29 protein-coding genes are annotated in these 26,991 nt (G+C 65.5%); 15 read left to right on the forward strand and 14 right to left on the reverse strand.

Going from position 1 to position 26,991, the window contains the following annotated elements; genetic code table 11:
* The first annotated feature begins 115 nt into the window (after positions 1 to 115).
* Positions 116 to 1,402 (forward strand): FAD-binding oxidoreductase, encoded by a 1,287-nt coding sequence (locus tag BTM36_RS00990; protein WP_077234936.1) that lies wholly within the window; start codon positions 116 to 118, stop codon positions 1,400 to 1,402.
* Positions 1,403 to 1,416: 14 nt separating this feature from the next.
* Here BTM36_RS00990 and BTM36_RS00995 read toward each other — a convergent pair whose 3' ends face one another.
* Positions 1,417 to 1,947 carry a cysteine hydrolase family protein gene (locus BTM36_RS00995; RefSeq protein WP_077234882.1) on the reverse strand — a complete coding sequence of 177 codons (531 nt, stop codon included), beginning with the start codon at positions 1,945 to 1,947 and terminating at the stop codon, positions 1,417 to 1,419.
* 193 nt (positions 1,948 to 2,140) lie between these two features.
* Here BTM36_RS00995 and BTM36_RS01000 point away from each other — a divergent pair, with 193 nt between their 5' ends.
* Both BTM36_RS01000 and BTM36_RS01005 read left to right on the forward strand, forming a co-directional pair.
* Entirely contained in the window at positions 2,141 to 2,320 is a 180-nt protein-coding gene (locus tag BTM36_RS01000) for a hypothetical protein (protein WP_039873725.1), read from the forward strand.
* An 85-nt stretch (positions 2,321 to 2,405) separates the two neighbouring features.
* Positions 2,406 to 4,901 carry a DEAD/DEAH box helicase gene (locus BTM36_RS01005; RefSeq protein WP_077234883.1) on the forward strand — a complete coding sequence of 832 codons (2,496 nt, stop codon included), beginning with the start codon at positions 2,406 to 2,408 and terminating at the stop codon, positions 4,899 to 4,901.
* An 8-nt stretch (positions 4,902 to 4,909) separates the two neighbouring features.
* Here the strand turns inward: BTM36_RS01005 and BTM36_RS01010 are convergent, their stop codons facing one another.
* Positions 4,910 to 6,352, reverse strand: coding sequence for an MFS transporter (locus BTM36_RS01010; RefSeq protein WP_174616795.1), 1,443 nt, complete (start codon positions 6,350 to 6,352; stop codon positions 4,910 to 4,912).
* A 210-nt stretch (positions 6,353 to 6,562) separates the two neighbouring features.
* Here BTM36_RS01010 and BTM36_RS01015 point away from each other — a divergent pair, with 210 nt between their 5' ends.
* From BTM36_RS01015 to BTM36_RS01050, 8 genes are all read left to right on the forward strand, one after another.
* On the forward strand, positions 6,563 to 6,844 hold the full coding sequence (locus BTM36_RS01015; RefSeq protein WP_006461201.1) for a hypothetical protein: 282 nt from the start codon (positions 6,563 to 6,565) through the stop codon (positions 6,842 to 6,844).
* A gap of 190 nt (positions 6,845 to 7,034) precedes the next feature.
* The gene (locus BTM36_RS01020) at positions 7,035 to 7,628 is read left to right on the forward strand and encodes a low affinity iron permease family protein (protein WP_077234884.1); all 594 of its coding nucleotides are present in this window, start codon (positions 7,035 to 7,037) and stop codon (positions 7,626 to 7,628) included.
* A gap of 17 nt (positions 7,629 to 7,645) precedes the next feature.
* On the forward strand, positions 7,646 to 7,849 hold the full coding sequence (locus BTM36_RS01025; protein ID WP_139347013.1) for a hypothetical protein: 204 nt from the start codon (positions 7,646 to 7,648) through the stop codon (positions 7,847 to 7,849).
* 420 nt (positions 7,850 to 8,269) lie between these two features.
* The gene (locus BTM36_RS01030; RefSeq protein ID WP_006461204.1) at positions 8,270 to 8,530 is read left to right on the forward strand and encodes a DUF4148 domain-containing protein; all 261 of its coding nucleotides are present in this window, start codon (positions 8,270 to 8,272) and stop codon (positions 8,528 to 8,530) included.
* A 173-nt stretch (positions 8,531 to 8,703) separates the two neighbouring features.
* Positions 8,704 to 8,928 carry a hypothetical protein gene (locus tag BTM36_RS01035; protein ID WP_006461205.1) on the forward strand — a complete coding sequence of 75 codons (225 nt, stop codon included), beginning with the start codon at positions 8,704 to 8,706 and terminating at the stop codon, positions 8,926 to 8,928.
* Between the two features lie 134 nt (positions 8,929 to 9,062).
* Positions 9,063 to 9,926 carry a cysteine hydrolase gene (locus tag BTM36_RS01040; RefSeq protein ID WP_077234886.1) on the forward strand — a complete coding sequence of 288 codons (864 nt, stop codon included), beginning with the start codon at positions 9,063 to 9,065 and terminating at the stop codon, positions 9,924 to 9,926.
* A gap of 249 nt (positions 9,927 to 10,175) precedes the next feature.
* Entirely contained in the window at positions 10,176 to 11,114 is a 939-nt protein-coding gene (locus BTM36_RS01045; protein ID WP_006461207.1) for a LysR family transcriptional regulator, read from the forward strand.
* A 49-nt stretch (positions 11,115 to 11,163) separates the two neighbouring features.
* Positions 11,164 to 12,084 carry an ornithine cyclodeaminase family protein gene (locus BTM36_RS01050; protein WP_006461209.1) on the forward strand — a complete coding sequence of 307 codons (921 nt, stop codon included), beginning with the start codon at positions 11,164 to 11,166 and terminating at the stop codon, positions 12,082 to 12,084.
* Positions 12,085 to 12,196: 112 nt separating this feature from the next.
* On the opposite strand, the gene BTM36_RS01055 is transcribed toward BTM36_RS01050, so the two are convergent.
* The gene (locus BTM36_RS01055) at positions 12,197 to 13,102 is read right to left on the reverse strand and encodes a DMT family transporter (protein ID WP_077234887.1); all 906 of its coding nucleotides are present in this window, start codon (positions 13,100 to 13,102) and stop codon (positions 12,197 to 12,199) included.
* A 219-nt stretch (positions 13,103 to 13,321) separates the two neighbouring features.
* On the opposite strand from BTM36_RS01055, the gene BTM36_RS01060 reads away from it, so the two are divergent.
* Complete coding sequence (locus BTM36_RS01060) at positions 13,322 to 13,945, forward strand: glutathione S-transferase family protein (protein WP_077234888.1); 624 nt, start codon at positions 13,322 to 13,324, stop codon at positions 13,943 to 13,945.
* A 274-nt stretch (positions 13,946 to 14,219) separates the two neighbouring features.
* Here BTM36_RS01060 and BTM36_RS28245 read toward each other — a convergent pair whose 3' ends face one another.
* Both BTM36_RS28245 and BTM36_RS01065 read right to left on the reverse strand, forming a co-directional pair.
* Positions 14,220 to 14,372 (reverse strand): hypothetical protein, encoded by a 153-nt coding sequence (locus BTM36_RS28245; protein WP_168189723.1) that lies wholly within the window; start codon positions 14,370 to 14,372, stop codon positions 14,220 to 14,222.
* Positions 14,373 to 14,483: 111 nt separating this feature from the next.
* Positions 14,484 to 15,572, reverse strand: a complete 1,089-nt coding sequence (locus BTM36_RS01065) for an NADH:flavin oxidoreductase/NADH oxidase (RefSeq protein ID WP_077234889.1) — start codon at positions 15,570 to 15,572, stop codon at positions 14,484 to 14,486.
* A gap of 124 nt (positions 15,573 to 15,696) precedes the next feature.
* On the opposite strand from BTM36_RS01065, the gene BTM36_RS01070 reads away from it, so the two are divergent.
* On the forward strand, positions 15,697 to 16,029 hold the full coding sequence (locus BTM36_RS01070; RefSeq protein WP_006461216.1) for a helix-turn-helix transcriptional regulator: 333 nt from the start codon (positions 15,697 to 15,699) through the stop codon (positions 16,027 to 16,029).
* A 5-nt stretch (positions 16,030 to 16,034) separates the two neighbouring features.
* On the opposite strand, the gene BTM36_RS01075 is transcribed toward BTM36_RS01070, so the two are convergent.
* On the reverse strand, positions 16,035 to 16,466 hold the full coding sequence (locus tag BTM36_RS01075; RefSeq protein WP_006461217.1) for a hypothetical protein: 432 nt from the start codon (positions 16,464 to 16,466) through the stop codon (positions 16,035 to 16,037).
* A gap of 184 nt (positions 16,467 to 16,650) precedes the next feature.
* Between BTM36_RS01075 and BTM36_RS01080 the strand changes: the two genes are divergently transcribed.
* Complete coding sequence (locus BTM36_RS01080) at positions 16,651 to 17,172, forward strand: GNAT family N-acetyltransferase (protein ID WP_006461218.1); 522 nt, start codon at positions 16,651 to 16,653, stop codon at positions 17,170 to 17,172.
* 93 nt (positions 17,173 to 17,265) lie between these two features.
* Here BTM36_RS01080 and BTM36_RS01085 read toward each other — a convergent pair whose 3' ends face one another.
* Both BTM36_RS01085 and BTM36_RS01090 read right to left on the reverse strand, forming a co-directional pair.
* A complete protein-coding gene (locus tag BTM36_RS01085) occupies positions 17,266 to 18,927 on the reverse strand; it encodes a DUF3300 domain-containing protein (RefSeq protein ID WP_077234890.1) in 1,662 nt (553 codons plus the stop codon).
* Positions 18,928 to 19,312: 385 nt separating this feature from the next.
* Positions 19,313 to 19,741: a hypothetical protein gene (locus BTM36_RS01090; protein WP_077234891.1), complete on the reverse strand. Its 429-nt coding sequence runs from the start codon at positions 19,739 to 19,741 to the stop codon at positions 19,313 to 19,315.
* A gap of 249 nt (positions 19,742 to 19,990) precedes the next feature.
* Here BTM36_RS01090 and BTM36_RS01095 point away from each other — a divergent pair, with 249 nt between their 5' ends.
* Positions 19,991 to 20,878, forward strand: coding sequence for a LysR family transcriptional regulator (locus tag BTM36_RS01095; RefSeq protein ID WP_077234892.1), 888 nt, complete (start codon positions 19,991 to 19,993; stop codon positions 20,876 to 20,878).
* Between the two features lie 8 nt (positions 20,879 to 20,886).
* Here the strand turns inward: BTM36_RS01095 and BTM36_RS01100 are convergent, their stop codons facing one another.
* The 6 genes from BTM36_RS01100 to BTM36_RS01125 all read right to left on the reverse strand — a co-directional run bounded on the left by BTM36_RS01100 (position 20,887) and on the right by BTM36_RS01125 (position 26,946).
* Positions 20,887 to 21,897 (reverse strand): SIS domain-containing protein, encoded by a 1,011-nt coding sequence (locus BTM36_RS01100; RefSeq protein ID WP_077234938.1) that lies wholly within the window; start codon positions 21,895 to 21,897, stop codon positions 20,887 to 20,889.
* Positions 21,890 to 23,017: an N-acetylglucosamine-6-phosphate deacetylase gene (gene nagA, locus BTM36_RS01105; protein ID WP_077234893.1), complete on the reverse strand. Its 1,128-nt coding sequence runs from the start codon at positions 23,015 to 23,017 to the stop codon at positions 21,890 to 21,892. Before nagA ends, BTM36_RS01100 begins: the two co-directional genes overlap by 8 nt.
* Entirely contained in the window at positions 23,014 to 23,952 is a 939-nt protein-coding gene (locus tag BTM36_RS01110) for a BadF/BadG/BcrA/BcrD ATPase family protein (protein ID WP_077234894.1), read from the reverse strand. Before BTM36_RS01110 ends, nagA begins: the two co-directional genes overlap by 4 nt.
* Positions 23,953 to 23,955: 3 nt before the next feature.
* Positions 23,956 to 25,089 carry an ABC transporter ATP-binding protein gene (locus BTM36_RS01115; protein WP_077234895.1) on the reverse strand — a complete coding sequence of 378 codons (1,134 nt, stop codon included), beginning with the start codon at positions 25,087 to 25,089 and terminating at the stop codon, positions 23,956 to 23,958.
* Between the two features lie 15 nt (positions 25,090 to 25,104).
* A complete protein-coding gene (locus BTM36_RS01120; RefSeq protein WP_077234896.1) occupies positions 25,105 to 25,959 on the reverse strand; it encodes a carbohydrate ABC transporter permease in 855 nt (284 codons plus the stop codon).
* Positions 25,960 to 26,031: 72 nt separating this feature from the next.
* Positions 26,032 to 26,946 (reverse strand): carbohydrate ABC transporter permease, encoded by a 915-nt coding sequence (locus tag BTM36_RS01125; protein ID WP_077234897.1) that lies wholly within the window; start codon positions 26,944 to 26,946, stop codon positions 26,032 to 26,034.
* Between the last annotated feature and the right edge of the window lie 45 nt (positions 26,947 to 26,991).

Consider the following 26,991-nt stretch of genomic DNA (forward strand, 5'->3'; position numbering starts at 1 on the left):
GAGCCAGCCTTGATCCGGATCGGTCTGCCGGACCTGATCAATGCTGACCTCGACGTCTATCAGACATCCGTCGGCAAGTTCTCGTATCATGCTGCTTTATTCCGCACATCCGCCCATGTCCACCTCTCAGGAAATTGTCTTTCCCCGCCACGTCGTCGTCATCGGCACCGGTGCCGTGGGGCTCATGAGCGCCATCCACGCGCTGGACGAGGGCCTGCAGGTCAGCCTGCTGGACTTCAACGAGGCCGGTAGCGAAGAAGCCTCCAGCTACGGCAATGCCGGCTGGCTGTCCTCGCATTCGGTGATTCCCCCGGTCGAGCCGGGCATGTGGAAAAAAGTACCGGGCTATCTGAAGGACCCGCTGGGCCCGCTATCGATCCGCTGGCGCTACCTGCCCCGTCTGACGCCCTGGCTGCTGCGCAACCTGGCCAGCGCCCGGCGTGATCGCATCCGCACCACCGCCCGCGCCCTGCGCACGCTGGTGGCCGATGCCCGCAATCTGCACCTGGAGGTGGCGCGCCGTGCCGGCGTGGCCCACCTGATCGATACGTCGGGCGTCTTGCACGTCTATCGCTCGCGCCGGCACTTCGACAACGACGCCTTCGGCTGGGGCGTGCGGCGCGAACTGGGCATCACCTGGCAGGAGCTGGAAGGCGAGAGCCTGCGTCGCCGCGAGCCCGACCTCGATCCGGCCTTCGGCTTCGCGGTGCATGTGGACGAGGCCGGTCACTGCAAGAATCCTGGCGCCTACATGCAGGCGCTGCAAGCCTATGTGCTGGCCCGCGGCGCCACCCGCATCAGCGGCCGCGCCAGCGGCTTCCGGGTCGAGCAGGGGCGTCTGAAGGCGGTGCTGACCGAACAGGGCGAGATCGCCTGCGATGCCGCCGTGATCGCTGCCGGCGCGCGCTCCAAGGCCCTGGCCGCCCAGGCAGGTGACCGCGTGCAACTGGAGAGCGAGCGGGGTTACCACGCCGTGATCCGTGGCCAGCAACTGCGGGCCACCGCACGCACACCGATGATGGTGTCTGAATTCAAGGTCATCGCCACCCAGATGGAAACCGGCCTGCGCATCGCCGGCCAGGTGGAATTCGCCTCCTTCGAGGCCGCGCCGGACTGGCGCCGTGGCGAGATCATGCGCGACATCGCCCTCAAGCTCTTCCCCGGCCTGCCCCGCACGCTGGCTGCGCAGGATGTGCAATTCTGGCTGGGCCGGCGTCCCAGCACGCCCGATGGCATGCCCTGCATCGGCCACGCCAGTGCCAGCCACGACATCATCCATGCCTATGGTCACGGCCATATCGGACTGGGCTGCTCGGCCCGCACCGGTCGCATCGTCGCCCAGTTGCTGACCGGGCAAGCCCCCGAGATCGACCTGTCACCCTTCAGCGCACAGCGCTTCTGAGGGCGTCACCGCGATCAGAAGGCGATCTCGGCCACCGGCGTGATGGTGGTGCGTACGCCATAGGCCCCCAGGTTGGACAGCGTGGAGTGGTGATGCGCCACCACATCGGACACCGACAGCACGCCGTTGGGCGCGGTGGTGTGGCCATCGGCCGCCAGCGTCACCGGAAAGCCCAGCGCCAGCGCGCGCCGTACCGTGGATTCCACGCAGAATTCGGTCTGCATGCCGCACACCACCAGTTGCGTCACACCCAGCGAGCGCAGCAGCGCTTCCAGCCCGGTGTGATGGAAGGCATCCGAACCACGCTTGCGCACGTCCAAATCCGTCGCATGCCGCTGCAGGCCCGACGCCAGTTGCCAACCGGGGCTGCCCTGCAGCAACGCACCCTGGTCCTCGTGCTGCACGAAGATCACCGGCATCCCGGCGGCACGCGCCTTCTGCGACAGCAGGTTGATGTTGGCGATAGTGAGCTCGCCGTTGACGACGGCGTCGGGACCGGTGCACAGGGCGTGCTGGACATCGATGATAAGCAGGGCGGTAGTCATGGCGTGGCTGCCTTGGGGTGGGGGAAGTGCGCTAGGGTAACAGAGCAGGCAGAGCAGGCTGCGTCAATGTTTCCCGATATTGCCAGCCTGACACTGCGTCAATTTGTCCCATTACATCGGCCGTCGGCCTTGGCTAGAATGCTGGTTGTTAGCTTTCTTCACTCGTCCCACTTCCTTATTTCCCAGCTCATCCATGACCGCCCTCTTTGACCGCGTCGAAGACGTCTTGCGCAAAGCCTCCGGACTGCACATTGTGCTGGCCCTGCTGCTGGTGTGCGGCCTGTTGTGCTGGGCGGTGTGGGTGTGGGCCACCGGCGAAGGGCGTACCCCCTTCGGCATGCTGGACTTCTGCATCACCCCGCCGGCCAAGTAAGCGGTCTGCCGTCTTCCCGGGTCGCATCGTCTTTCCTGTCGCGCGCCTGCCCCCCTGCTGCACCTTGCTCGCGAAGCGCCCTACAATGGCCGCTTTGCCCAACTTCCCTGGTCGCATGCCCAGTCCGCCTTCTCCTTCTCCCAGTGCCTTCCATCCGCGCCTGACCCTGCAGTCCCTCACCCGTGGCGAGGGGCTGCTGGGCATGCGCGCCCATGGCCTGTTCGGGCCACGTGGCGCCCTGGTCACGGTGGCGCAAATCGACTGGGTCTATGGCGATGGGGCGCAGCGCTGGAGCACGCCGGCGCCGACAGGTCACGCCGAGGACGAAGCCGGCTACACGCCGGCCCACATCGTGCGCGATTCCCAGGCCGAAGCACTGGCGCTGGAGACCATCCGCGACATGGGCCTCCTGCCCCTGCGCGAAGATGCCCTGCAATGGCGCGCCAGCAATCCCCTGCATGACGCCGGCCAGCTCTGGACGCTGGTGCAGGAAGAATTCTTCGGCGACTTCTGGGCCGACCAGGCGCCACGCCTGCAACAGATGGGCTGGGTCTTGCGCCTGCACCCCGGCTTCGCCCACGAGAGCGTGCCGGTAAGCGCCTGGCGCATCATCGTCAGCCCCGACACCGGTGAAGTCGTCAGCCGCGAAGTGGCCGCGCCCCTGTTGCCCCGTGCCTTTTCCAGCGAAGTCTTCGATGGCCTGGATCCGACCGGCCGCTGGTTGCTGTCCATCGGCATCGACGTCGATGGGCAATCCATGGACGTGGCGCCGATGGTGGCCGACCTGCTGCGGCGCGACCCGCGCTGGGCCGATGCGCAACAGGTCGAGCGCATGGACCCGCATGCGGTGATTTCCCTGCGCGCTCCCGGCGGGCGTCGCATCGATGCCATGGCCGGTCCGCTCAAGGCGGTGGTGCTGGCCTTGCTCGATCTGCTGATCGACCTCAAGCGTCAGGACGGTCCGCTGCGCCTGACCCCCTGGGATGCGCACCGCCTCGACAGCCTGCATGGCGCGCTGCAGGCCCTCGACGGTGGCCAGCCCTGGCATATGAGCGGCGCGACCGGCGTGCTGCAACTGGCGCAGCGCCTGCGCGCCGCCGGCAGCGTCGTACCGGTGGCGGCACCCGATGGACTGGGTCTGCGCCTGCGCGGCTACCAGCTGCAAGGTGTGGCCTGGATGCAATACCTGCGTGAGCACGGCCTGGCCGGCATCCTGGCCGATGACATGGGCCTGGGCAAGACCGCCCAGGTGCTGGCCCACCTGCTGATCGAGCAGCAGGCCGCTCGCCTGGACCTGCCGGCGCTGGTAGTGGTACCGACCTCGTTGTTGTTCAACTGGCAGCAGGAGGCGCAGCGCATTGCGCCGGCACTGCGCGTAGTGGTGCTGCACGGGGACGACCGCGCCCGCCACGTCGCCACGATTGCCGCCGGCCAGGCCGACCTGGTGCTGACCACCTATCCCTTGCTGTGGCGCGACCTGGATGCGCTGCTGTCCTTGCGTTTTCACCTGCTGGTGCTGGACGAGGCCCAGACCGTCAAGAATGCCGGCGCCCGCAGCGCCGCCGCCGCGCGCCGACTGCATGCCCGCCATCGTCTCTGCATGACCGGCACGCCGCTGGAAAACCATCTGGGTGAGCTGTGGAGCCAGTTCCATTTCCTGATGCCGGGCTTTCTCGGCGATGCGCGCAGCTTTGCGCGGCTGTGGCGCAAGCCTATCGAACAGCAGGGCCAGACCGTACGCGCGCGACTGCTGGCGCAGCGGGTACGCCCCTTCATCCTGCGCCGGCGCAAAGAAGACGTGCTGCAGGAATTGCCGGCCCGCATCGAGATCGTCGAGCGCCTGCAACTGCAGGGGCGCCAGCGTGAGCTCTACGAAAGCGTGCGCGTGGCCGCCGACAAGCAGGTGCGGCGCGCCCTGGAACGGCGCGGCCTGGGCAGTGTGCAGGTCAGCGTGATGGATGCACTGTTGAAGTTGCGCCAGGTCTGCTGCGACCCCTACCTGCTCAAGCAGGGACGCATGCCCCAGGGGCTGGAGCGCGCCAAGATCGAGTGGTTGCGCGATACCCTGCCGGCGCTGGTGGCCGAGGGGCGCCGCATCCTGGTGTTCTCGCAGTTCACCAGCATGCTGCGGCTCATCGACAGCGAGCTGCAGGCCTTGCAGCTGCCCTGCCTGATGCTGACCGGCGACACCGAACCGGCCGCCCGTAGTGCCGTGATTGAACGCTTCCAGGCACAACAGGTGCCGCTCATGCTGGTGAGCCTGAAGGTCGGCGGCGTGGGCCTGAACCTGACCGCTGCCGATACCGTGGTGCTGGTCGATCCCTGGTGGAATCCTGCCGTGGAAGAGCAGGCCATCGCCCGCGCCCATCGACTGGGTCAGACGCGCCAGGTGTTCGTCTACAAGCTGGTCATCGAGGGTAGTATCGAAGAGCGCCTGCTGGAGCTGCAGGCGCGCAAGTCGGCCTTGGCCGAAGGCATGCTGGGGCGGGATGACACCACTACCATCAAGTTCGGCGAAGAAGAATTGCGGGCACTGCTGGCGCCGTTGGGGGCAGGCATCGCCGAGAAGGTCCTGGCCTAGCGGGGCGATCAGTCCTTCCACTCCGCCACGTCTTCCAGCGTGCGCCGTTCCGCATCCACCGCCCAGCGCAGCGCGCAGGCACCCGCCAGCAGGGCCAGGCATGCGCCCAGCGCATAACCCGCCGCCACCGCATGACGATCGCCGCTGGCGATGAGCCAGCCCAGCAGCAGCGGCGCGATGAATCCCCCCACCCCGGTCCCGATGGCATAGAAGATCGAAATGGCCATGGCCCGCATGCGCAGCGGGAATACCTCGCTGGCCGTGAGATAGGCCGAACTGGCCGCCGCCGATGCCACGAAGAACACCGCGCTCCAGCACAGCGCCAGCCCGAGCGCATCGAGCAGGCCGGCCTGGAAGGCCCAGGCGGTGGCCGCCAGTCCGGCGCCGGAGAGCAGGTAGGTGGCGGCGATCATGCGACGCCGGCCGATGCTGTCGAACAGATGGCCCAGCACCAGCGGCCCCAGCACATTGCCCAGCGCGAAGGGGAAGATGTAGAGCGCCACGCGGTGGTCCGGCACCTGGAAGAAGCGCGTCAACACCAGCGCATAGGTGAAGAAGATGGCGTTGTAGACGAAGGCCTGGGCCACCATCATCAGCGCCACCATGAGGCTGCGCTGGCGATAGCGATGCAGCAGCACCTGCGCCATCTCGCGCCAGGGCAGCATGCCGGTACCGGTACTGGCAGCCGGCGAGGTATCGGCAGGCAGCGGCGCCGGCAATGGACCGTGTTCAGCCGCGACCTGTGTCTCGATCTCCCGCACCACCTGTTCGGCCTTCTCGTGATGCCCATGCATGAGCAGCCAGCGCGGACTTTCCGGCACATGCCGGCGCACCAGCAGGATCGCCACCGCCAATACCGCCCCCAGCAGGAAGCAGGCGCGCCAGCCCAGCGCCGCACCCAGTACGCGCGGGTCCAGGATCACCAGCGACAGGCCCGCGCCCAGTGCCGCGCCGATCCAGAAGCTGGCATTGATGATCAGGTTCACGCGGCCGCGCACCCGCGCCGGCACCAGTTCGTCGATGGCCGAGTTGATGGCCGCATATTCCCCGCCGATGCCCAGGCCGGTGACGAAGCGGCACAGGGCCAGGAACAGGAAGTCCTGCGCAAAGGCGGTCGCCAGCGTGGCGGCCATGTACAGCGCCAGGGTCAGCATGAACAGGCGCTTGCGCCCCAGACGGTCCGTCAGGCGCCCGAACAGCAATGCCCCCAGCACCGTGCCGGCGATGTAGAGCGAGCCGGTCCAGCCGACCTGGGCCGCATCCAGCCCCAGCGTATCGGAGCGTTCGAGGACACTGCCCAGCGATCCAACCAGGGTGACTTCCAGCCCGTCCAGAACCCAGGCCACGCCCAGTGCAATGACCACGCGCCAGTGCCAGCGTGACCATGGCAGGCGGTCAAGGCGGGCGGGAATGGTCGTGCTGCCGACGTGTGCGGACGAGGGGGCGGACATGGGCGACTCCGGTGGGATGAGCCAACAGCAGAAGGCTGAACGGCAAGACGGCAGACCTTTCCGCTGGCGAGGCGGTTCCTGCGGATGAGCTTGGCCTGTGGCAGGACGGCGACTCAGTCATTTCCTGATGGGCATCGTCGAGTTACACGCCTAAGATCCGTCCATTCCCGATATTCCCCCCCAACCCATCCAAACGAGGACCGGCCGCACATGGACTGGATCGACGCCATCATGCAGTACGCCATCTATGCCGCGCTTGCGCTGTGCATGGGCGGGCTGGTGGCGGCCATCGTGCTGTTCATCGCGCTGGAACGACGCTGGCAGGAACGCGTGGCCGAAGATGTCGAGGAGCTGGCCAGCCGCGTGCAGTCCGAGCATGCTCGCGACGGCCTGCCCCAGCATCCCTGGGAGGAATTGCGCAACCGCATCGGCGAGATGCAGATCGTGGCCGAGGAATCCGACCGTCCAATTCCCTACAAGAACGTGGCCTAAGCGCTGGGCTGCCTGCTTTCCTACAGCAGGGATGGCGCTTGTCTGCTTTGCGGTGGGTGGCTACCGCAGAGATACTCTCGCTCATTCCCGGCATGGGTCTGCGCCATCAGTCTGCACTCCTGAGTTTGCACTCCTGAGTTCGCCCCCCTTGCCGCAACAACAAGGAGATTGCGGGAGGAGACAGCGCATCATGAAAGCCACCAAGCACCCCGGATCGGCCACGCCTGCCGATGCCGGTCTTTCCGAAACCTTCCATCGTTTCAGCGAAGCCTGCGCGCATGCGGTGGGCAGTTCCTGGACCTTCGTCCTGGCGCTCGGCGTGGTGCTGGTCTGGGCCATCACCGGTCCGATGTTCGACTACTCCGACACCTGGCAACTGCTCATCAATACCGGCACCACCATCGTGACCTTCCTGATGGTCTTCCTGATCCAGAACGCCCAGAAGCGCGACGCCCAGGCGACGCAGCTGAAGCTGGATGAACTGATCCGCGCCGTCAAAGGGACCCGCAAGCAGATGATGGAGGCCGAAGACCTGTCCGACCAGGATCTGTCGCGCCTGAAGGAAGAATTCGCGCGCATGGGCGAGCACCCTGACGACCCGGTGCGCCAGCGCCTGCGCCGCTCGCTGGGACGTGGCGCGGTGGCGCGCTCGATTTCCCCCACGGGTGGCGTCCAGGAACAGCCCCGACCCGCCGTCGCAGCGCAAAGGCGCGAGCGGCCGGCCCAACGTCAGCACGAGGAATACACCCGTCCGCTGCGCGCCAGCCAGCGCCAGTGGACCTGAGCGATGAGGAGACCATCATGAGCATGCATCCCGCCGATCCGACCAAGCCCGATAACGTCCTCGAGGATCATCCCGATCCGCGCCATACCCCTGAGCAGGAAACTGTTCCTGCCCCACTGGATGGCGCGCCTGCCAAGGGCCGCACCGTGCTCAAGCCCGGTGGCCTGTCCGAGGCCGAACAACTGCTGGAGCAGCAAAAGCTGGATCGCTCCGCTCGCTAGGACCTGTTCACGCGGCTGTCCCCGACGTTTTCATCTGCGTGCAGGCCCCTGGCCTGCGACGTACCAGTCTGCCTGCGCTCTGCAGCGGCCTGGCGCTATCCTCTGCGCGGCCCTCGCTATCGTCGTGACTGTGGAAACTGTTGCGGCTATTACCTATCGCTTCGATAGTCCCTGACGATTGTTCCAGATCGCGGAACACTCAATTCTCTCTGGCATGGTTTTTCTTCGCGCCGCTCTTCCGTAGACTTCAGTCCATCGATGAACGACATCGCAACGCCCCAAACGAGGCGGTAGCGACGGAGTTCTAGAGAGCGGCACATGTGTCCCATTCGCTCCACCGAAACATGTACCCAACATTGCCTGTGCATCACCAAACTGTATTTAACCCGATTGAACTTAACTGTACCCAAGGAGAACATCATGTCCGCAAAGACCATCATCGCAGCAGTCCTGGCCCTGTCCGCTTCGTCCGTCGCTTTCGCTGAAGCCCAGTATCCGGTTGACCAAGCCTTCGTTTCCCACACCACCCGTGCCGAAGTCAAGGCCGACCTGGCACGTGCCCAGCAACAAGGCCTGGCCAACCAGCCTGACTCGGTGTTCCCGGTGATCAGCAACGGTCCCGCCAAGAGCGAAGTGCAGACCGCCGGTCGTGCCGCTGCTTCGACCTACGCTGGTGCCTGATGCAGGGCATGCGGATGCAAGGTCATCCCGATTGATCCGATGACCACGCATCCGCCTCGCTGGCCTGCCAGGCTGATTGAAGCAGGCAGTCAAAGCAAGCCAAAGAAAGTTAGAGCAAGTTAGAGCAAGTTAGAGCAAGTTAGAGCAAGTACAACAACAAAGAGGAAATCATCATGTTGCAGCAAGTGTTCTCGCGTGGCCTGTCCTTCTATCCACGGATCTATCTGCAGTTTGCCGCTCTGGTCGGTTTGCTGATTGCAGCAGAGTTCAGCCTGAGCACGCTCTCCATGATGTTGACCCAGCGCGCCGTGTACCGCGTCTCGCAACGCGTGCGCCACCGTCGTGAAGCCCGGCGCCAGGAGCGCTGTGAACATATCGACGGTAACTGTTGTGCCTGAGGGGCCCACACAACCCCGCTACTGACGAAAACGGCGCGCCTTCAACGGCGCGCCGTTTTCGTTGCTGCTGCCGCCTGGCGCGCAGTGTTCTACACTCTGGGGACAGTGACTGCCTGCCGCCCTCCGGAGCCCCCATGAAACGCAACTTCCACCTGCTTGTCATCGATCCGCAAAACGATTTCTGCGATCTCCCCGCCAGCTACCTGCCGCTTGATCCGGTCAACGGTGACCTGCTACGTCCGGCGCTGCCCGTGGCTGGCAGCCATGCCGACCTGCAGCGCGTGGCCGGGCTGATCGACCAGGGCGGGGCCGGGCTCTCTGCCATCAGCATCACCCTCGACGCCCATCACCGCCTCGACATCGCTCACCCCACCTTCTGGCAGAGCAGCGAGGGCGCACCGGTCGCACCCTTCACCCAGATTGAGGCGGCCCAGGTGCGCGCCGGCCTCTACCAGCCGCGCGACCCGCAGGCACTGGCGCGCAGCCTGGCCTACCTGGATGCGCTGGAAGCAGCCGGCCGTTACCGCCTCATGATATGGCCGGTCCACTGCGAGATCGGCAGCTGGGGCGCCGCCGTGCATGCCGATGTGCGGGCCGCCTACAACCGCTGGGAAGATGCGCACCTGGGCCAGGTCACCAAGCTCGGCAAGGGCAGCAATCCCTGGACCGAGCATTATTCGGCGGTGATGGCCGAAGTCCCCGATGCCGACGACCCCGCCACCCAGCTCAACCACGGCTTCATCGCCCGCCTGGCCGAGGCAGATCGCGTCTACATCACCGGCGAGGCCGGCAGCCATTGCGTGCGCGCCACCACCGAACACATCGTGGCCCAGCTGGACGCGGCCGCTCGCATGCGCCTGGTGCTGGTCACCGACTGCATGAGTCCCGTGACCGGCTTCGAGGCGCACTACCAGCAATTCCTGCAAGCCATGTCCGCGGCCGGTGTACGTCTGGCCCGCGCCGACGAAGTCTTGTCAGAACTGCAAGCCAACGCCTGAGCGCCAGCGCCGATGCCGGCTGCTGGCTCGTCTTTCGCCATCGCCTGTCACTGATCCAAATCGGCCGCAACCGAGCGCCCGGCGCGACTTATGCCAAAATGGCATGGGACGTCGGCGGTGCCGTTTCGGTATAGTTGCCGCCAAGGGAGAGGGCGACTGCGATGCCGATGGCATGCGGCGCACACCGCGCCACGTGCGCGCAAACACCATGCCGCCCATCCGGCGCGGCATGCCAACGGGGTGGCAAGCATGGAAATCAAATGGGTGGAAGACTTTCTGTCGGTAGTCGACACGCTCAACTTCAGCCGTTCGGCCAAGTTGCGCAATGTCACGCAACCGGCCTTCGGACGCCGCATCCGCTCGCTGGAAACCTGGCTGGGCGCCGAACTGTTCGATCGTTCTTCCTACCCCTGCACCCTGACCCCGGCAGGCGAGTCCTTCGTGCCCATCGCCAAGGAAATGCTGAACCAGTCCATGCAGGCCAGGCTGGTGCTGCGCGGCCAGCTGGCCGGTGCGCAATCGGCGGTGCGCTTCGCCATGCCGCATACGCTGCTGCTGACGGTCTTCCCCAAGCTGCTCTCCGAGATCGAAAAGAAGATCGGCGCCATCTCCACCACCGTAATGGCCGGCAACGTCCACGACGCCGTGATGGCGCTGGTGGAGCGCAACTGCGACCTGCTGATCTGCTACGACCACCGGCAGCAGGGCATCGCCCTCGATACCGAGCGCTACGCCGTGCTCTCGCTGGGCAAGGAGCCATTGCGCCCCTATGTGAAAACCCTGCCCAGCGGCCTGCCCAAATATGTCTTGCCTGGCACGCCCAATGATCCACAACCCTTCCTCAGCTATTCGCCGTATTCGTCGCTGTCGCGCATCGTCGAGAAGGCCCTGCATTCCAGCCCGCGCCGCGTGCATCTGTTCCGCCGCTTCGAGACCGACCTGGCCGAGGGTTTGAAGAGCATGGCCGTGGAAGGCCACGGCATCGCCTGGCTGCCCGCCAGCGCGGTGGCCCGCGAGATCGCCGAGGGCAAGCTGACCCTGGCCATCGCGCCCAACGACAGCGAGGCGCTGGAACAGGGGCTGTGGTGCGAAGAGATGGATATCCGCGCCTACCGCCGCCTGGATGGTGCCAACCCCGACATCGACCGTATCTGGAATTACCTCAAGTCCGAGCACGGCGCGCAGTGAGCTTGCCCTGCCCGGACCTCCCACGCCTGAACATCACAAGGATCTACCGATGAAATTTCTCACCAACCAGCAGATCAGCGAACTGCTGACCACCGAAGACGCCATCGCCTCCATGCGCGAAGCCTTCGCCCATGCCGCCGAAGGCGCCCACCAGGGGCGCGTGCGCACCAGCGCCTCCAATGGCGTGATGCTGTCGATGATGGGTGCGGTCATTCCGGCCGCCGGCATCGCCGGCGCCAAGGTGTACACCACCATCAAGGGCCAGTTCAAGTTCGTCATCCAGCTGTTCTCCACCGAGACCGGGGCGCCGCTGTGCACCATCGAGGGCGACACCATGACCGGCCTGCGTACCGCTGCGGCCACCGCCGTGGCCTGTGATGCGCTGGCGCGCCCGGATGCGCAGGTGCTGGCCGTGATCGGCACCGGCGTGCAGGCGCGCTCGCACATCCCGGCGCTGCTGCAGGTCCGTCCATTCAAGGAAGTCCTGATCGCCGGCCAGTCGGGCCAGCAGGCACTGGCCGAGGAAGTCACCCGTACCCTGGGCGTGCCCGCGCGCGCAGTCGGCATCGACGAGGCTGCTGCCCAGGCCGACGTGCTGGTGACAGTGACCCGCGCCGCCACACCCCTGTTCGATGGCCAGCTGTTGCGTCCAGGTACCTTCGTGGCCGCCGTCGGCGCTTCCAAGGCCAATGTGCGTGAGCTGGATGACGTGGCCATCGGCCGCGCCGCTGCCCTCTTCGTCGAATGGAAACCACAGGCCCAGCAGGAAGCCGGCGACCTGGTGCAATGCGCGCCGGGTGTGTTCGACTGGGCCGAGGTGATGGAACTGGCGCAGGCAGTCGACGGCAGCATGGCCTATCAGCGCAAGCCCGAAGACATCGTCATCTACAAGGCCATCGGCATCGGCCTGGAAGATGTGGCCCTGGCCGGCCTGGCCTATCGCAAGGCTTGCGCGCGCTACGGCTGGTAAGCCGGGGTCGGCAGGCGACTGCCGGTCAATACCTCGCAGGAAATACGCACCAGCAAAAAGGCGCCGCAGAATCTGCAGCGCCTTTGTCTTTTCCACAGCCGTCGGCCTGTCCTCAGACGGTGGCCTTGGCCTGCGGCGGCTTGACGCTGGCCGCCGGCTTGGCGCGCAGCGCCGTGGCGGTTGCCACCAGCACGATGGCGATCCCGGCCACGGTGCCTAGGGTCACCGGTTCATCCAGCAGCAGCCAGGCCCACAGCGACGCCGTCATCGGCACCAGGAAGGTGACGGTGATGGCCTTGGTCGCGCCCTCGGCGGCGATCAGCTGGAAGAACAGCGCATAGGCAATCCCGGTACAGACCACGCCCAGCACCAGTACAGCCAGCAGGGCCGGCACGGTGCCGGCCTCCAGCGCATGCGGCACCGACGGGGCGGCCAGCGGCAGCAGGCACAGGGCGGCGGCGAACTGGCTGCCGGTCGCCATGGCGATAGGAGAGATGCCACCGGCGCGTATGCGCGTAAACGTGGCGGCAAAGCCATAGCTGACAGCCGCCCCCATGGCCGCCAGCACTCCTGCGATGACCAGGAAATCGGCCGGCGCCGGGCCGATGCCCACCAGCACCGCCACGCCCACCAGGCCCAGCACGAAGGCGGCGCCGCGCAACAGGCTCAGCCGCTCACCCATCAGCAGGAAACCGAACATGGCCGTAAACACCGGCGCCAGCGAATTCATCGTCGCCATGTAGGAGGAAGGAATGTGCAGCGCCGACCACGCAAACAGCGCGAAGGGCAGGGCGGTATTGAACACGCCGATCACCAGGTAGGGCAGCCAGTTCTGGCGCCACTGCAGCGATACACCGCGCACGCGGGCAAAGGCCAGCAGCGACAGCGTGGCCAGCGAGGCGCGGCCGAAGGTGGTCAGCATGGGGCCGAAGACGGGCGCGGCAATGCGCATGAGCATGAAGCTGGTGCCCCAGATGGCGGCCAGCAACAACAGTTTGGCGATATTGGAGGAGGACATGGAGATAAGGCGTCGCGTCGCGGGGCAGCGCCATGGAGGGCCGGTCGGATGATGATTGTACGGCGACCGGCCCCTGGCCGTCCCGGTACAGTTGCGTGCTTTGCACCGTGCCACTTGGCCGCCCGCAACAGTGGCTGCCGATACGGCCGGGCAACTGTACATGTCGCCCCGTGCGCCGTGCTGATAATCTTGGGCAGATTGACAACAGGGAGGGCAGCGATGCTGAAAATCTACGGGCGCGACAATTCCATCAACGTACGCAAGGTGCTGTGGGCCTGTGCCGAACTGGGCATCGCCTTCGAGCGGGAAGACTGGGGCGCCGGCTTTCGTCCCACCAGCGAAGCAGGCTTCCTGGCCATGAATCCCAATGCGATGGTGCCGGTGATCGACGATGATGGTTTCGTGCTGTGGGAATCCAATAGCATCCTGCGCTACCTGGTCGCGCAATATGGCGGCAGCGCGCTCTATCCGGCCGCGCCGCGCGAGCGTGCCCGCGTGGACCAATGGCTGGACTGGCAGGCCAGCGACCTCAACCGCAGCTGGAGCTACGCCTTCATGGCCCTGGCCCGCAAGTCGCCCGAGCATGGCGATGCACAACAGGTAGCGGCCTCCATTGCCGGCTGGACCCGTTTCATGCAGGTGCTGGAACAGCAGTTGCAGCACAGCGGTGGCTACGTTGCCGGAGCGGACTTCACGCTGGCCGACATTGCGGTCGGCCTGTCGGTGAACCGCTGGTTCGGTACACCCTTCGAGCATGCGCCCTTGCCGGCGGTGGCGGCTTATTTCGAACGGCTGACCGAGCGTCCAGGCTTTCGCACCTACGGCCGCAACGGCATGGCCTGAAGGCGGCTGGCGCGGTACACTGCGGCCTTACGCTTTTTACCGCGTCCCCCATTGCCCTTTGCAGGACCACCATGGCCACCCGAAAGAAAAAACTGCTCTTCCTCGCCGCCTTCCTGGGTTGCCTGCTGCTGGCCAGCGTGCCGCTGCTGAGTCTGTTGTTCTACTGAACACAGTTCCGGACCCGCAGCTTTTCATCCTCACCAAAAAAAAACGCCCCTTGGTCAAAGACCAAGGGGCAACACCAGATCCACTTCCACCTGCCTGCAAACCGACGTCAGACCGGCAGACGCTGTCCCGGCAGGCGGATATTGCGCGCCAGCGGGTGATGCTGCCATTTCGCCTCGGCAAACAGATAGATGCCCAGGAACGAAAAGGCGACGGTCGCCAATGCGGAAAGAACGACGGTCAGCAGGTAGGTGGTGAACATGGTGATCTCCTCAAGACGATGTCATCTTAGGAAATCCCCCGTCCGTTGGCTTTAGTGATTTTCCCTAGAAAACCACGAGACCGCTCAGGGAAATCCCGAGCGGCAGGCACCTCAATAACGTTCCAGCCAGTGCGCATAGGGCGCCGGCAGTGTCCACGAGGGACGATCCACGCCCAGTTCCCGCGCCGCCTGGTAGGGCCAGTGCGGATTGACCAGGTGCGAACGGCCGACCATCACCAGGTCCAGCTGCTCTTCCTTGACCGCACGTTCGGCCAGCTCGGGCGTGCCGAAGCCCCAGGCCGACGAGACCGGCACGCCGGCTTCTTCACGCACGCGCCTGGCGATCGGGCCGAGGAAGGCCGGGCCCCAGGGGATCTGGACCTCGGGGATGGTAAAGCCCATGGTCACGCTGATCATGTCCATGCCGCTGGCCTTGAATTGACGTACCAGGGCGATCGATTCCAGCAGCGTCTGTTCATCCCGGCCGTCGTATTCCAGCACGCCGAAACGCACGGTCAGGGGCAGCCTTTCCGGCCATACCTCGCGCACCGCACGCAGGGTTTCCAGCAGGAAACGGGCGCGATTCTCGACGCTGCCGCCATAGATGTCATCACGCTGGTTGGAATGTGCCGAGAAGAAACTCTGCGCCAGGTAACCGTGGGCGAAGTGCAGTTCCAGCCATTCGAAGCCGGCATCGCGGGCGCGGATGGCCGCGTCCACGAAGTTCTGGCGCACCCGTGCGATGTCGTCCAGGCTCATGGCCTTGGGGACCTTGGGCAAGCCCTTGCCATAGGCGATGGCCGACGGGGCCAGGGTGTCCCAGCCACGGGCGTCGTCGGCGGCGATGTGGTCGTCACCTTCCCATGGACGGTTGGCGCTGGCCTTGCGGCCGGCATGGGCGATCTGGATGCCGGGGACCGCACCGGCGGCCTTGATGGCTTGCACGACCGGCACGAAGGCCTGCGCCAGTTCGTCCGACCAGATGCCGGTGCAGCCCGGTGTGATGCGGCCCTCGGGGGCCACGGCGGTGGCTTCCACGATCACCAGGCCGGCACCACCGCGGGCGATGCCGGCGTAGTGCGACAGATGCCATTCGTTGGCCTTGCCGTCCACTGCCATGTACTGGCACATGGGTGGCACGGCGATGCGGTTGCGCAGGTTCAGCTCCTTGAGCTTGAAGGGGGTAAAGAGGGCGGACATGGGCGTTTTCTTGTCAGGGTTCAATGAGGGAGCGCCAGGCGTCGGGACCGCGATCGCCTGTTTCGTTGGTTCGAATATATTCGAACTATGGAAGGAGTATAACCCAGGGTGTATCATCCTGCAGATGCGTCCCTACAAACATCCCGAGATTGCCGAGTTCGTGCTGGAGCGCGTTCTCTACGCGCTGAGCGATTCGATCCGCCTGGAGATCGTGCGCCATCTCGACCGCGTGGAATGCGCGACCTGCGGCGAACTCGATGGCGGGCGCCCCAAGTCCACCGTCTCGCACCACTTCAAGGTCTTGCGCGAGGCAGGGCTGGTGCGTACCGAGAGCAACGGCACCACCCACATCAACACCCTGCGCAGTGCCGATATCGAACAGCGTTTCCCCGGCCTGCTCAGTGCCATCCTGGCGCAATCGGACAAGCTGCCGGCGCGCCGCCGCAAGGCGGCCTAGGTCCTCTACAATCGACCCGCCGCGATATCGGCATCCACCGCCCGGAAGGCGCTGGCCATGGCATGTTCCTCGGCCTCCACCATGGTATTGCCACGGAAGTCGTCGCACGTCACGCGACGGAAAGCCACCGGATTGTCATTGCGATGCAGCTGGTAGTTGCCGACCCAGCTACCGTCGATCTGCTCGGTGCTGCTCACGCGGATGAAGTAGCCATGATGTTCGGCCACATCGTTGTCGAGCTGGGTATCGATCAGCGCCCGCGCATAGGCGACCCCGGCTACCTGCGCCGCCGCCAGCGAAGCGAAGGGATTGCCGCGCAGGCCGGGTGCCGGTTCGCCGTCGATGCGGACCGAACAGATCACGTCGCCGTTTCTTTGCTGCGTGCTCTCCACGCTGATGTGCTTGCCGCGATAGGTGGCGCCGTAGGGTTGATTCATGTTGAAGATGTCGAGAAGGCGCTGAGGGTGACCAAGACAGGACTATAAGCCCTTTGCCCACTCGCTGTCGCCCCACCCGCCAGGCGTCCGCCGAAGCACTGCCCGTCTTGAGCTACACTGTGGGCTCATCTATTCCTCTTTCCCTTTCCCCATTTCTCATTAACGCAAGCCAGCCGCCCACATCATGCAGATCCGCGACGCCACCCCCGCCGATATCCCCGCCATCACCCTGATCTTCAATGACGCCGTGGTCAATACCACCGCCATCTGGAGCGATACCCAGGTCGATGAAAAGAACCGCCATGACTGGCTGGCCGCACGCCGTCAGCTCGGCTATCCGGTGCTGGTGGCGGTGAACGGCGACCAGGTGCTGGGCTATGCCAGCTTCGGTGACTGGCGCCCGTTCGACGGCTTCCGCCATTCGGTGGAACACTCGGTCTATGTCCACAAGGAGCATCGTGGTGAAGGCCTGGGCGTGGCGCTGATGCAAGCGCTCATCCCGCGTGCACGCGCCGTGGGCAAGCATGTGATGGTAGCGGCCATCGATGCCAGCAATGTCGGTTCCATCGCCCTGCACAAGAAGCTGGGCTTCGACCAGGTCGGTCATATGCCCCAGGTCGGTACCAAGTTCGGCAAGTGGCTTGATCTGGTTTTCCTGCAACTGACGCTGGACCAGCGCAGCGATCCCGACCGTCTTCCGGGCTGATCGCCATCGTTGATGGTCTTCACTGACCAAGCAAGCAACAGGGCCGCTCTTGAGCGGCCCTGTTGCTTGCTGCATGGCAGGAAGAGTCAGCGCTCAGCCATTGTGCTTTTCGGCTTCATGCCGTTCATTGCCTCGTTTGTCCTCCTCATGCCGCGCCGGCTCGTGCTTCTGGGCGGCATGCTGCTCTGACGCATGTTCATGCGCAGCGGCCTCATGTCTTTCGGCAGGCGCCTGCTGGGGGTGGACCGGCCGGTTTTCCTGGCGGGCTTCCGGCCTGGCGGCTGCCTGCTGATGGGCCGGCACAGCCTCCTTATGCTCGGCGGGATGGGCCGGCTGGGCGCGCGCGGCTTCCTGCTTCAAGGCCAGCGCCTGACGCTGCTCGGCCTGTTGCCGTTCCTGCTGAGCCGCATTCTGCTGCGCCTGCTGATGTTCACGGGCGACCTGCTGTTCCATCTCCTGATGCTGGCGTGCCGCGTTGGCCTGGGCAGCTTGCTTCTGCTCGGCTTCCTTGTGGTGGAGATCGGCGACCTGCACGGGCGACTGCGGGTGTTGCGGCTGTGGTTGCGGATGGACTGCCGGCATCGCACCCGCATGCGCATCGTTGGCCGTGAAGTGCGGCATGCTCATGCCGGCCTGGCGGTTGGCCGCTTCCGGATGATTGTCGATGCGGGTCTGGTCGCGGCTGATGTTGCGCTCGTCCACGTTGCTGACATTGCGCACATTGCTGACATTGTTGATATTACTGACGTTGTTGTTCACAACCCGGTTGTTGTTGATGGTCACGCGATTGATCACCGTGGTCGAGTGCGAGACATAGGTGGTGTTCCGGTACACCACCGCCGGACGCTGCCATCCCGGAGCGGACTGTGCGCCCGCCGGTGAACCGCCCCAGTGCATGCCCCAGTCGTGCCAGCCCCAGTCGGCGTGGTGGCTGATGGCTTCGCCCACGAAGATGCCCACCCCGAACGACAGGGCCCCTACGACCACTTCATTGCTCACCCGGCTGGGCGGGCGATACGCGTAACCCGGATAGACCGGCACCGGCGGACCATAGACCACCGCCGGGTTGTAGCTCGGTACATAGACGGTATCGGGCTGGCTGGATTCGATGACGATGGTCTGCGGCGGCGGCGCAATCACCGGCGCGCCGGCATAGACTGGAACCGGCTCCGGTGTCGACACAGGTGCCTGGCTCTGGCTGCTGCGTACCGTGGTGGAGACCCGCAGCTGCGAGGAATTCTTCAGGTTGCCGGCCTGCTGGGCGCGCAGCCGCAGTGCCTGGATGGCGTTCATGACGTCGTTCGGATCATTGACGAAGGCGTCACCCAGGGCCCGCGTCCAGTCCGGATTGGCCGCCATCTGCGAGAGCACCGCCGGGAACATGGTCAGTGATTTCACGCTGACATCCCAGGGCTGTCGGTCCTCGGCGGCCTGCAGGATGTCGCCCTTGAGCGCGGCGTTCTGTCCCACCCACTGGTTGGCCGCGATGATCTGGTCGGGATAGGTGGAACCGGCCAATACCTGGGCCACCAGCTTGTCGGGAAACAGCGCGATGGGCGCCACCATCTGTGACAGTTGGGCTGCCGTGGGTGGCACGTAGGCCGGCGCGCTCGCAGCAGTGGGCGTGGCCGACGCTGCCGCATTGGGCGGTGCGGTGTCGGCATTGTCCTTCTTCTCGCAGGCCGAGAGTGCCAGCACGGCACTCAGGAGCGAAGCGGAAACGATGATGGCGCGATGGCTGTTTCTTGTTGTCATGATCTGGTCCTCGATCCGGCATGGATGATGGGAACGGTGGGGGGGATTGCCTGGATAGCCTTGATAACGACACGCCGCACTGCGCAGTTGACGATCAAATTGTGATGGGATGTAACGGCGAAGGGACGTGTCAGATTTCTAAGTTTGAGAGACCTGATCAAGAAAGGTTCATGCTCAAGAAGAAGGATGAAAGCTGGGGAGAATTTGATGGATCGCTGACAAATAGCTGACTGGAAGCCACGTCCATATTGACTTTCGGAAGCATGCTGGTGTCAGTGCTTTGTCAGGAAAATAAAAAAAGGCAGACCGGATCGGCCTGCCTGAAAGAACCACAAGGAGAGAAAAACTTAGTTTCCGAAGCTGGAAAAATTCCTGGAATCCACTCTCACCGGCACTCGGTCATGTAGCGCGATTCCAGCCGGGCGCGTTCGCCATATTCGATGGAGCCCGGGCCGGTCATGGTGAAGCGGCCATCGCGCAGGGTGCCGGGGGTGGGGTCGCGTTGCACGCTGCTCGGTTCGTTGGTGCGGGCGCGCTCGGCCTGCATGCGCAGCGTGCGGCAGGACGAGGATTCGCTGCTGGCGGCGACTTGCATCATGGCGCCACCACCGTTGCCACTGGCCGCGCCCATCGCGTTGCCGCTGGTCGATTGCAGTGCCGTGCGCACCATGGCGCGGTGCGGCGACAGGGCCTGCTCCAGCGCGCTGTCGGAGGCGGCGTAGGCGGTGTTGCTGAAGGCCGAGGCGAACACGGCCAGGGTGCCGATGGCGGCGATGCTGCACAGGGTGGACAGGGTGCGGAAGGATGGGCGCATGATGATTTCCTCGGTCAGGGTTGGGGACTTGGTCTGCTTGCCCCTTGCCTGTCTGGCGTTGGGCTGGCATGGACGTAGTCTGCGTGTGCCCGGTTGACCCAGTATGTCAGTAGCGGCCGCCAATATTTCAATTGAAATGTCAGTGCCTGGAGTCATGTTGCCCAGCTGCCGGTCCGTGCAATGATGGTGTGCCGGATGCATGAAGTAAAATCCGTCTATCCCAACCATCCATGAGTTCCATTCATCATCATGCTGGACCGCATCCACCTCTCCATCGTCCAGGAAGTCGAGCGCCAGGGCTCGCTCACCGCTGCTGCCGGTGTCCTGCATGTGACCCAGTCGGCCTTGAGCCACAGCATGAAGAAGCTGGAGCAGCAGCTGGGTACCGACATCTGGCTAAGGGAGGGGCGTCATCTGCGTCTGACCCAGGCTGGCCAGTACCTGCTGGCGGTCGCCAACCGCGTGCTGCCGCAACTGGCCCTGGCCGAGGAAAGGCTGCGCCAGTTCGCCCAGGGCGAGCGTGGCGCCTTGCGCATCGGCATGGAATGCCATCCCTGTTACCAATGGCTGTTGAAGGTGGTGTCGCCCTATCTGGCGGCCTGGCCGGACGTGGATGTGGACGTCAAGCAGAAATTCCAGTTCGGTGGCATCGGCGCCCTGTTCGGCTACGAGATCGACCTGCTGGTCACGCCCGATCCGCTGGACAAGCCGGGTCTGGTGTTCGAGCCGGTGTTCGACTACGAGCAGGTGCTGGTGGTGGCAGCCGACCATCCGCTGGCCGCGGCCGACTATGTCAAGCCACGTCAGTTGAACAATGAAGTGCTGGTGACCTACCCGGTGCCGGTGGACCGCCTCGATATCTATACCCACTTCCTGGCGCCGGCCGGAGTCGTGCCGCGCCGGCACAAGACCATCGAGACCACCGACATCATGCTGCAGATGGTCGCCAGCGGGCGCGGCGTGGCGGCCCTGCCGCGCTGGCTGGTGCTGGAGTATGCGGAGCAGATGGCGGTGGTGCCGGTGCGCCTGGGCAAGCAGGGCATCGCCAAGCACATCTACCTGGGTGCGCGCGAAAGCGATGTCGACATCGACTACCTGCGCGCCTTCATCGAGGAAGCGCGCCAGGCGCAGGCCTGAGGGGATCGTCAGCTGGTCCGGGTCACCTTGTTGAGGTGGCGCGGCCGGTCCGCATCCATGCCCCGTGCCGCCGACAATTGCGCCGCCATCACGTAGAAGGCCTGGATGGCGACGATCGGGTCCAGGTCCGGCGCGGCCGCCACCGGCAGGGTGAGATCACGCTCCACCACATCCTGCGGCGCGGCCAGCAGCACCCTGGCACCGCGCACGCGCATCTCGGCGGCCAGCGCCAGCATGCCGGCCTGGGCCGGACCGCGAGGGGCGAACATCAGCAGCGGATACCCCTCCTCGATGAGCGCCATCGGCCCGTGCTTGATCTCGGCGCCGCTGAAGGCTTCGGCCTGGATGGCGCAGGTCTCCTTACACTTGAGCGCGGCCTCCAGCGCCAGCGGGAAGCCGGTGCCACGGCCCACCACCATGATGCGACTGGCCGGCGCCAGCACTTCGATCGCTTCTGACCAGTCGCATCGGGTGGCCGTCTCCAAGGTTTGCGGCAACTGCCCCAGCGCGTCCAGCAGCGCGGCATCGTCCTGCCAGTGCGCTGTCAACAGGGCGCCGGCCACCAGGCTGGCGATGAAGCTCTTGGTGGCGGCCACGCTCGACTCCATGCCCGCATGCAGCGGCACGCTCCACTCGGCCGCCGTCGCCAGCGGTGAATCTGCATGGTTGACCAGCGCCACCGTGGTGGCGCCATGGGCGCGGAAATAGCGCAGCGGTTCTACCACATCCGGGCTCTGTCCCGACTGCGAGATGGCGATGGCCAGTGCGTTGCGCACCTGCAGTGGCGCCTGGTTCAGGGTCACCAGCGACATCGGCAGCGAGGCCACGATATGGCCCAGGCGTGCCATGACGAGGTAGGCGCAATAGGCGGCCGCGTGGTCCGAACTGCCACGCGCCACCGTGACCACGTTGGTGGGCGGCGAGGCCCGCAGACGGGCGCCCAGTTCGGCATAGCGCTGCTGATCGCGGGTCAGCTGCTGCGCCACATGGCGGGTGGCCGAACGGGCTTCTTCAAGCATCAGCGAGGTCAATCTCTTCTCCTTCCACATAGACAGCCTTGATGGCGAAATGCCGGTCCAGCACCACCACGTCGGCATGGCAACCGGTGGCCAGGCGGCCACGGTCGGACAGACCCAGATAATCGGCGGCATAGGTCGAGGTGCGTAGTGAGGCTTCGGCCACGTCCATGCCCAGCGTGATCAGGTTGCGCAGTGCCTGGTCCATGGTCAGCACGCTGCCGGCCAGGGTGCCGTCATCCAGTCGTACGCCGCCAGCGCATTTGTGCACCACCTGCCGGCCCAGCGCGTAGTCGCCATCGGGCATGCCGGCGGCGGCCGTGGAATCGGTCACGCAGAACAGGCGCGGGATGGCACGCAGGGCGGCACGGATGGCACCCGGGTGGACATGCAGCAGATCGGGGATCAGCTCGGCATAGGTGGCATGTGCCAGCGCCGCGCCTACCATGCCGGGGGCGCGGTGATGGAAGCCGCTCATGGCATTGAACAGGTGGGTGAAGCCCGAGGCACCGTGTGCCAGCGCGGCCACGCCATCGTCATAGCTGCCGGCGGTATGGCCGATCTGTACCTTCATGCCGCGATGGGCCAGCTTGCAGACCAGCTTCAGGTGACCATCCACCTCGGGCGCGATGGTGATGAGCTTGAGCGGCGCCAGGCTGTTGAGGTAATCCACCTGCTCCAGCGAGGCTTCGATGGCAAAGTCGGGTTGCGCGCCCAGCTTGCCGGGATTGATGTACGGCCCTTCCAGATGCACCCCCAGCACCCGCGCCTGCCCCGGCTGGCGGCTGCCGCAGGCATCGGCGATGGCACGCAGGGCCACTTCCAGTTCTTCCAGCGGCGCCGTCATGGTGGTGGCCAGCAGGCTGGTGGTGCCGTGCCGCGCATGCAGGCACGACAGCACCTGCACGGCATCGCCGCCTTCCATGACGTCACGCCCGCCCCCACCGTGCACGTGCAGGTCGATGAAGCCGGGCAGGATGTAGTCGCCCTCGTCGATGACGCGTGGCTCGCGGCGCAGCGGCCGGCCGTCGATGGCACGGATGCGCTGGTCGAAGACCATGTTGCCCTGGATCCAGCCTTGCGAGGTCAGCACGTTGCCGTGCAGTTGGGTCGGTGCGTTCATGCCGGGGTTTCCTTTGGGTTTTCCGCTGGATTCTGCTGCTGCAGGGCGCGCTGCGCCAGCAACAGCGCACCGCCGGCGGCATCGGCGTGCGCCGGGACGATGCGCGCCTGCAGGCGTTGCTCGAGGTAGGGTTGCAAGGCTGCCGCCAGCCCGCCGCACAGCGCCAGCGGCAGGCGTTGCGCCGGATCGAGGGTGGCGATCATCAGGCTGATCTCGGCCGCTGCCGCCTGCAGGATGTCGCGGGCTGCCGCATCCTGCGCAGCATGCATGACCACCGGCCGGGCAGCGCGGGCAAAGGCCGTCTGGTCGGCCTGGGCCAGCCAGTCCAGCAAGGTGGCGCGTTCTTCATTGGCCGTGGTGGCGGCGAGTTCGGCGCGACACAGTGCCAGCACCGCCTCGGCCAGGGGGCCACGGGCAGCGCGGCCATCCAGTGCGAGCTGGGCGTGATGCAGGGCGCGCAAGCCCATCCAGGCGCCACTGCCGTCATCGCCGCTGGGAAATCCCCAGCCATCGACGATGCGGCGGCTGCCGTCGGTGTCCAGGGCCAGCCCGATGGTACCGGTGCCGACCGCAACGATGGCGCCTGGCGCCCCACCATGCGCGCCCAGTAGTGTGGCCACGCCATCGTTGACGATCTCCAGCGCGCCGAAGGCCGGCGCCATGGCGCGGAATTCGGCCGACCATTGCGCTACGTTCTCGCCGGCGATGCCGATGCCGACCGCCAGCGCCGCATTGTCCGGCCGCGCCAGGGCGGCTTGCACAAAGACGCCATCGATGGTCTGGCCGATCACCTGCCAGGCCTTGGCCGCGCCGTTGCGCAGTGCCGAGGCGGTGCCGCTGGCTTCCTGCAGCACGCGGCCCTCGGGCGTGGCCAGCCGCACCAGGGTCTTGCTGCCGCCGCCGTCCACCCCGATCAGGTAGGCAATACCGTCCATGGTTCAGGCCTCGTCCAGGCGACGCGCCGATTGCAGGTTGCCCGGTTGACGCCGGCGCAGGGCCTGGCCCCGGGCATCGAAGAGATGGAAGGCCTGGCTCTGGACCGACAGCGCCACCTGCTCGCCGATGCGCACACTGCGGTTGCCGTCGCCGCGCACCACGATGTCATGGCCGCCGTCCAGGCTGACGTAGAGGAAGTTGGCTTCGCCCAGGTGTTCCACCAGGTTGACCACGCCGTGCAAGGGCTGGCCGTCGCCCAGGCCCTCGCGGATCTGTTCGGCACGCAGGCCCAGCGTGACGGCCTCTCCAACCTGTACCCCGGTGGGATCGACATCGGCCAGCAGTCGCAGCCCGCCAGCGATTTCCACTTGTACGCCGCGATCGTCACAACGGGTGACCACGCCCTGGAAGAAGTTCATCTTCGGTGAACCGATGAAGCCGGCCACGAACAGGTTCTGCGGCTGCTGGTACAGCTCCAGCGGCGTGCCGGCCTGCTGGATGCGGCCTTCGTGCATGACCACGATCTTGTCGCCCAGGGTCATGGCTTCCACCTGGTCGTGGGTCACGTAGACGATGGTGGCCGCGAGTTGGCGATGCAGCTTGGCGATCTCCAGCCGGGTCTGCACCCGCAGCGCCGCGTCCAGGTTCGACAGCGGCTCGTCGAACAGGAACAGGCGTGGCTGGCGCACGATGGCGCGGCCGATGGCTACGCGCTGGCGTTGTCCGCCCGAGAGCTCGCGCGGCAGGCGCTGCAGCAGGTGATCGATCTTCAGTATGGAGGCCGCATGGCGGATGCGGCGGTCGATCTCGCTCTTGCTGCTGCCGGCCACCTTCAGGCCGAAGGCCATGTTCTTGTACACGTTCATGTGCGGATACAGCGCATAGCTCTGGAAGACCATGGCGATGCCGCGCTCGGCCGGTGGCAGGTGATTGACCACCTGGCCGCCGATGGCGAGTTCGCCGCCGCTGATCTCCTCCAGCCCGCACAGCATGCGCAGCAGGGTCGATTTGCCGCAGCCGGACGGGCCGACCAGTACGCAGAATTCGCCATCGCGGATATCGAGGTTCAGCCCGGCCAGCACATCGGCGCGGCCGTCGTAGGTCTTGCGCAGTTGCTTGATGTTGACGTGTGCCATGAGGTCTCCTTTGGATTATTTGACGGCGCCCGAGGTCAGGCCGCGGATCAACTGGCGCGAGAAGGCCATGTACAGCAACAGTACCGGGATGACTGCCATCGACAGCGCGGCCAGTACCGAATTCCAGTCGGTGGCGTATTGCCCGATGAACTGCTGCACCCCCAGCGTGACGGTGCGGGTATCTTCCCCGGGGGCGAGGATGAGCGGGAACCACAGGTCGTTCCAGGCCGGGATCATGGTGAACACCGCCACGGTCGCGATGGCCGGGCGCAGCAGCGGCAGGATCACGCCGAAGAAGATGCCCAGCTCGCCCACGCCATCGCAGCGCGCCGCATCCTTGAGCTCGCCCGGAATCTGGCGCATGAACTCGGACAGGATCATCACCGCCAGCGGCAATCCCTGCGCGGTATAGACCAGCACCAGGGCGGTCCGGGTGTTGATCAGGTCCAGTGCCACCACCAGCTGCAGGATGGAGACCGTGCCCAGCCGGATCGGGATCATGATGCCGACGGCGATGAAGAAGTTCAGCGCGCGGTTGCCGAAGAAACGGTACTCGGTCAGCGCCCAGGCCGCCATCGCGCCGAACAGCACGATCAGCACCAGCGCCGCCACGGTGACTACCAGGCTGTTGCCGAAGTAGAGCAGGAAGTGGGTACCGGCCAGCACCTTCTGGAAGCCGGCGAAGGTCAGCGTCTCGGCCGTGGGCAGGGCCATCGGGCCTTCGAAGATGGCGTTGCGGGTCTTGACCGAGTTGATCAGGATCAGCGCAATGGGGAACAGCGCAATCACCGCATACAGGCACAGCACCGCATGTACCCAGAGATGGCCGGCGGTGCCGAAGCTGCGTTGGATCAGCGTGGGTTTGCGCATGGTGTGGGGAGCGGTGGAAAGTGGGGAACGTGGGGAGGATGGGGAAGAAGCCAGCATGTCGTCATCCTCCCGTCACATCGCATAGCGCGTCAGGCGCCGCTGCACCATCACGAAATACGCACCCACGCCGGCCAGGATCACCAGGAACATCAGCGTGGCCACCGCCGCGCCCATGGTGGGGCTGCCGATCTGCGCCTGGTAGCCGAAGAAGGTGCGATAGAAGTAGGTTCCCAGCAGGTCGGAGGCGTAGTTGGGGCCGGCCAGCGCGCCCTTGACCGAGTAGATCAGGTCGAAGGCATTGAAGTTGGCCACGAAGGTCAGGATGGTCACCAGCCCCAGGGTCGGATAGATCAGCGGCAGCTTGATCTGCCAGAAGATGCGCATGGCGCTGGCGCCCTCGGCGTGGGCGGCTTCCAGCACTTCTTCGGGCACCGCCAGCAGGGCAGCGTAGATCAGCATCATGGGTATGCCCACGTACTGCCATACCGAGATCAGCGAGAGGGTCACCAGGGCGGTGGATTCCTGCCCCAGCCAGGGCGCGAACCAGTCGGCCAGGCCGACCAGGCCGAGCAGCTTTTCGCCCACGCCCCACAGCGGCGAGAGGATCAGCTGCCAGATGAAGCCGATGATGACCACCGACAGCAGCGTGGGCAGGAAGATCAGCGTACGGTAGGTGCGCGCCCCGCGCAGGCCCTTGAGACTGAACAGTGTCGCCAGCAGCAGGCCTATGGGGTTCTGCAGCAGCATGTGCAGGCAGAAGAACTTGACGTTGTTCCACATGGCATTCCAGAAGGCGGCCGACCAGTCGGGGTCGAACAGGATGGTGCGGTAGTTGTCCAGCCCGACGAAGCTGCGCACCCCGGCGTCATTGACGGTATAGAAGCCCAGGCGCAGGGTGTCCAGCAGGGGCAGGGCGCTGAAGAGCGCGTAGATCAGCACGGCCGGCGCGAGCAGCACCGCCAGTTGCCAGGCGCGGATGGTTTTCATGGGTCTCCTGTTCCTGAAGGGGGAGCGCGGACATCTACTCCCGTT

Source organism: Herbaspirillum sp. VT-16-41 (assembly GCF_001994935.1).
GTDB lineage: Bacteria > Pseudomonadota > Gammaproteobacteria > Burkholderiales > Burkholderiaceae_D > Herbaspirillum > Herbaspirillum frisingense.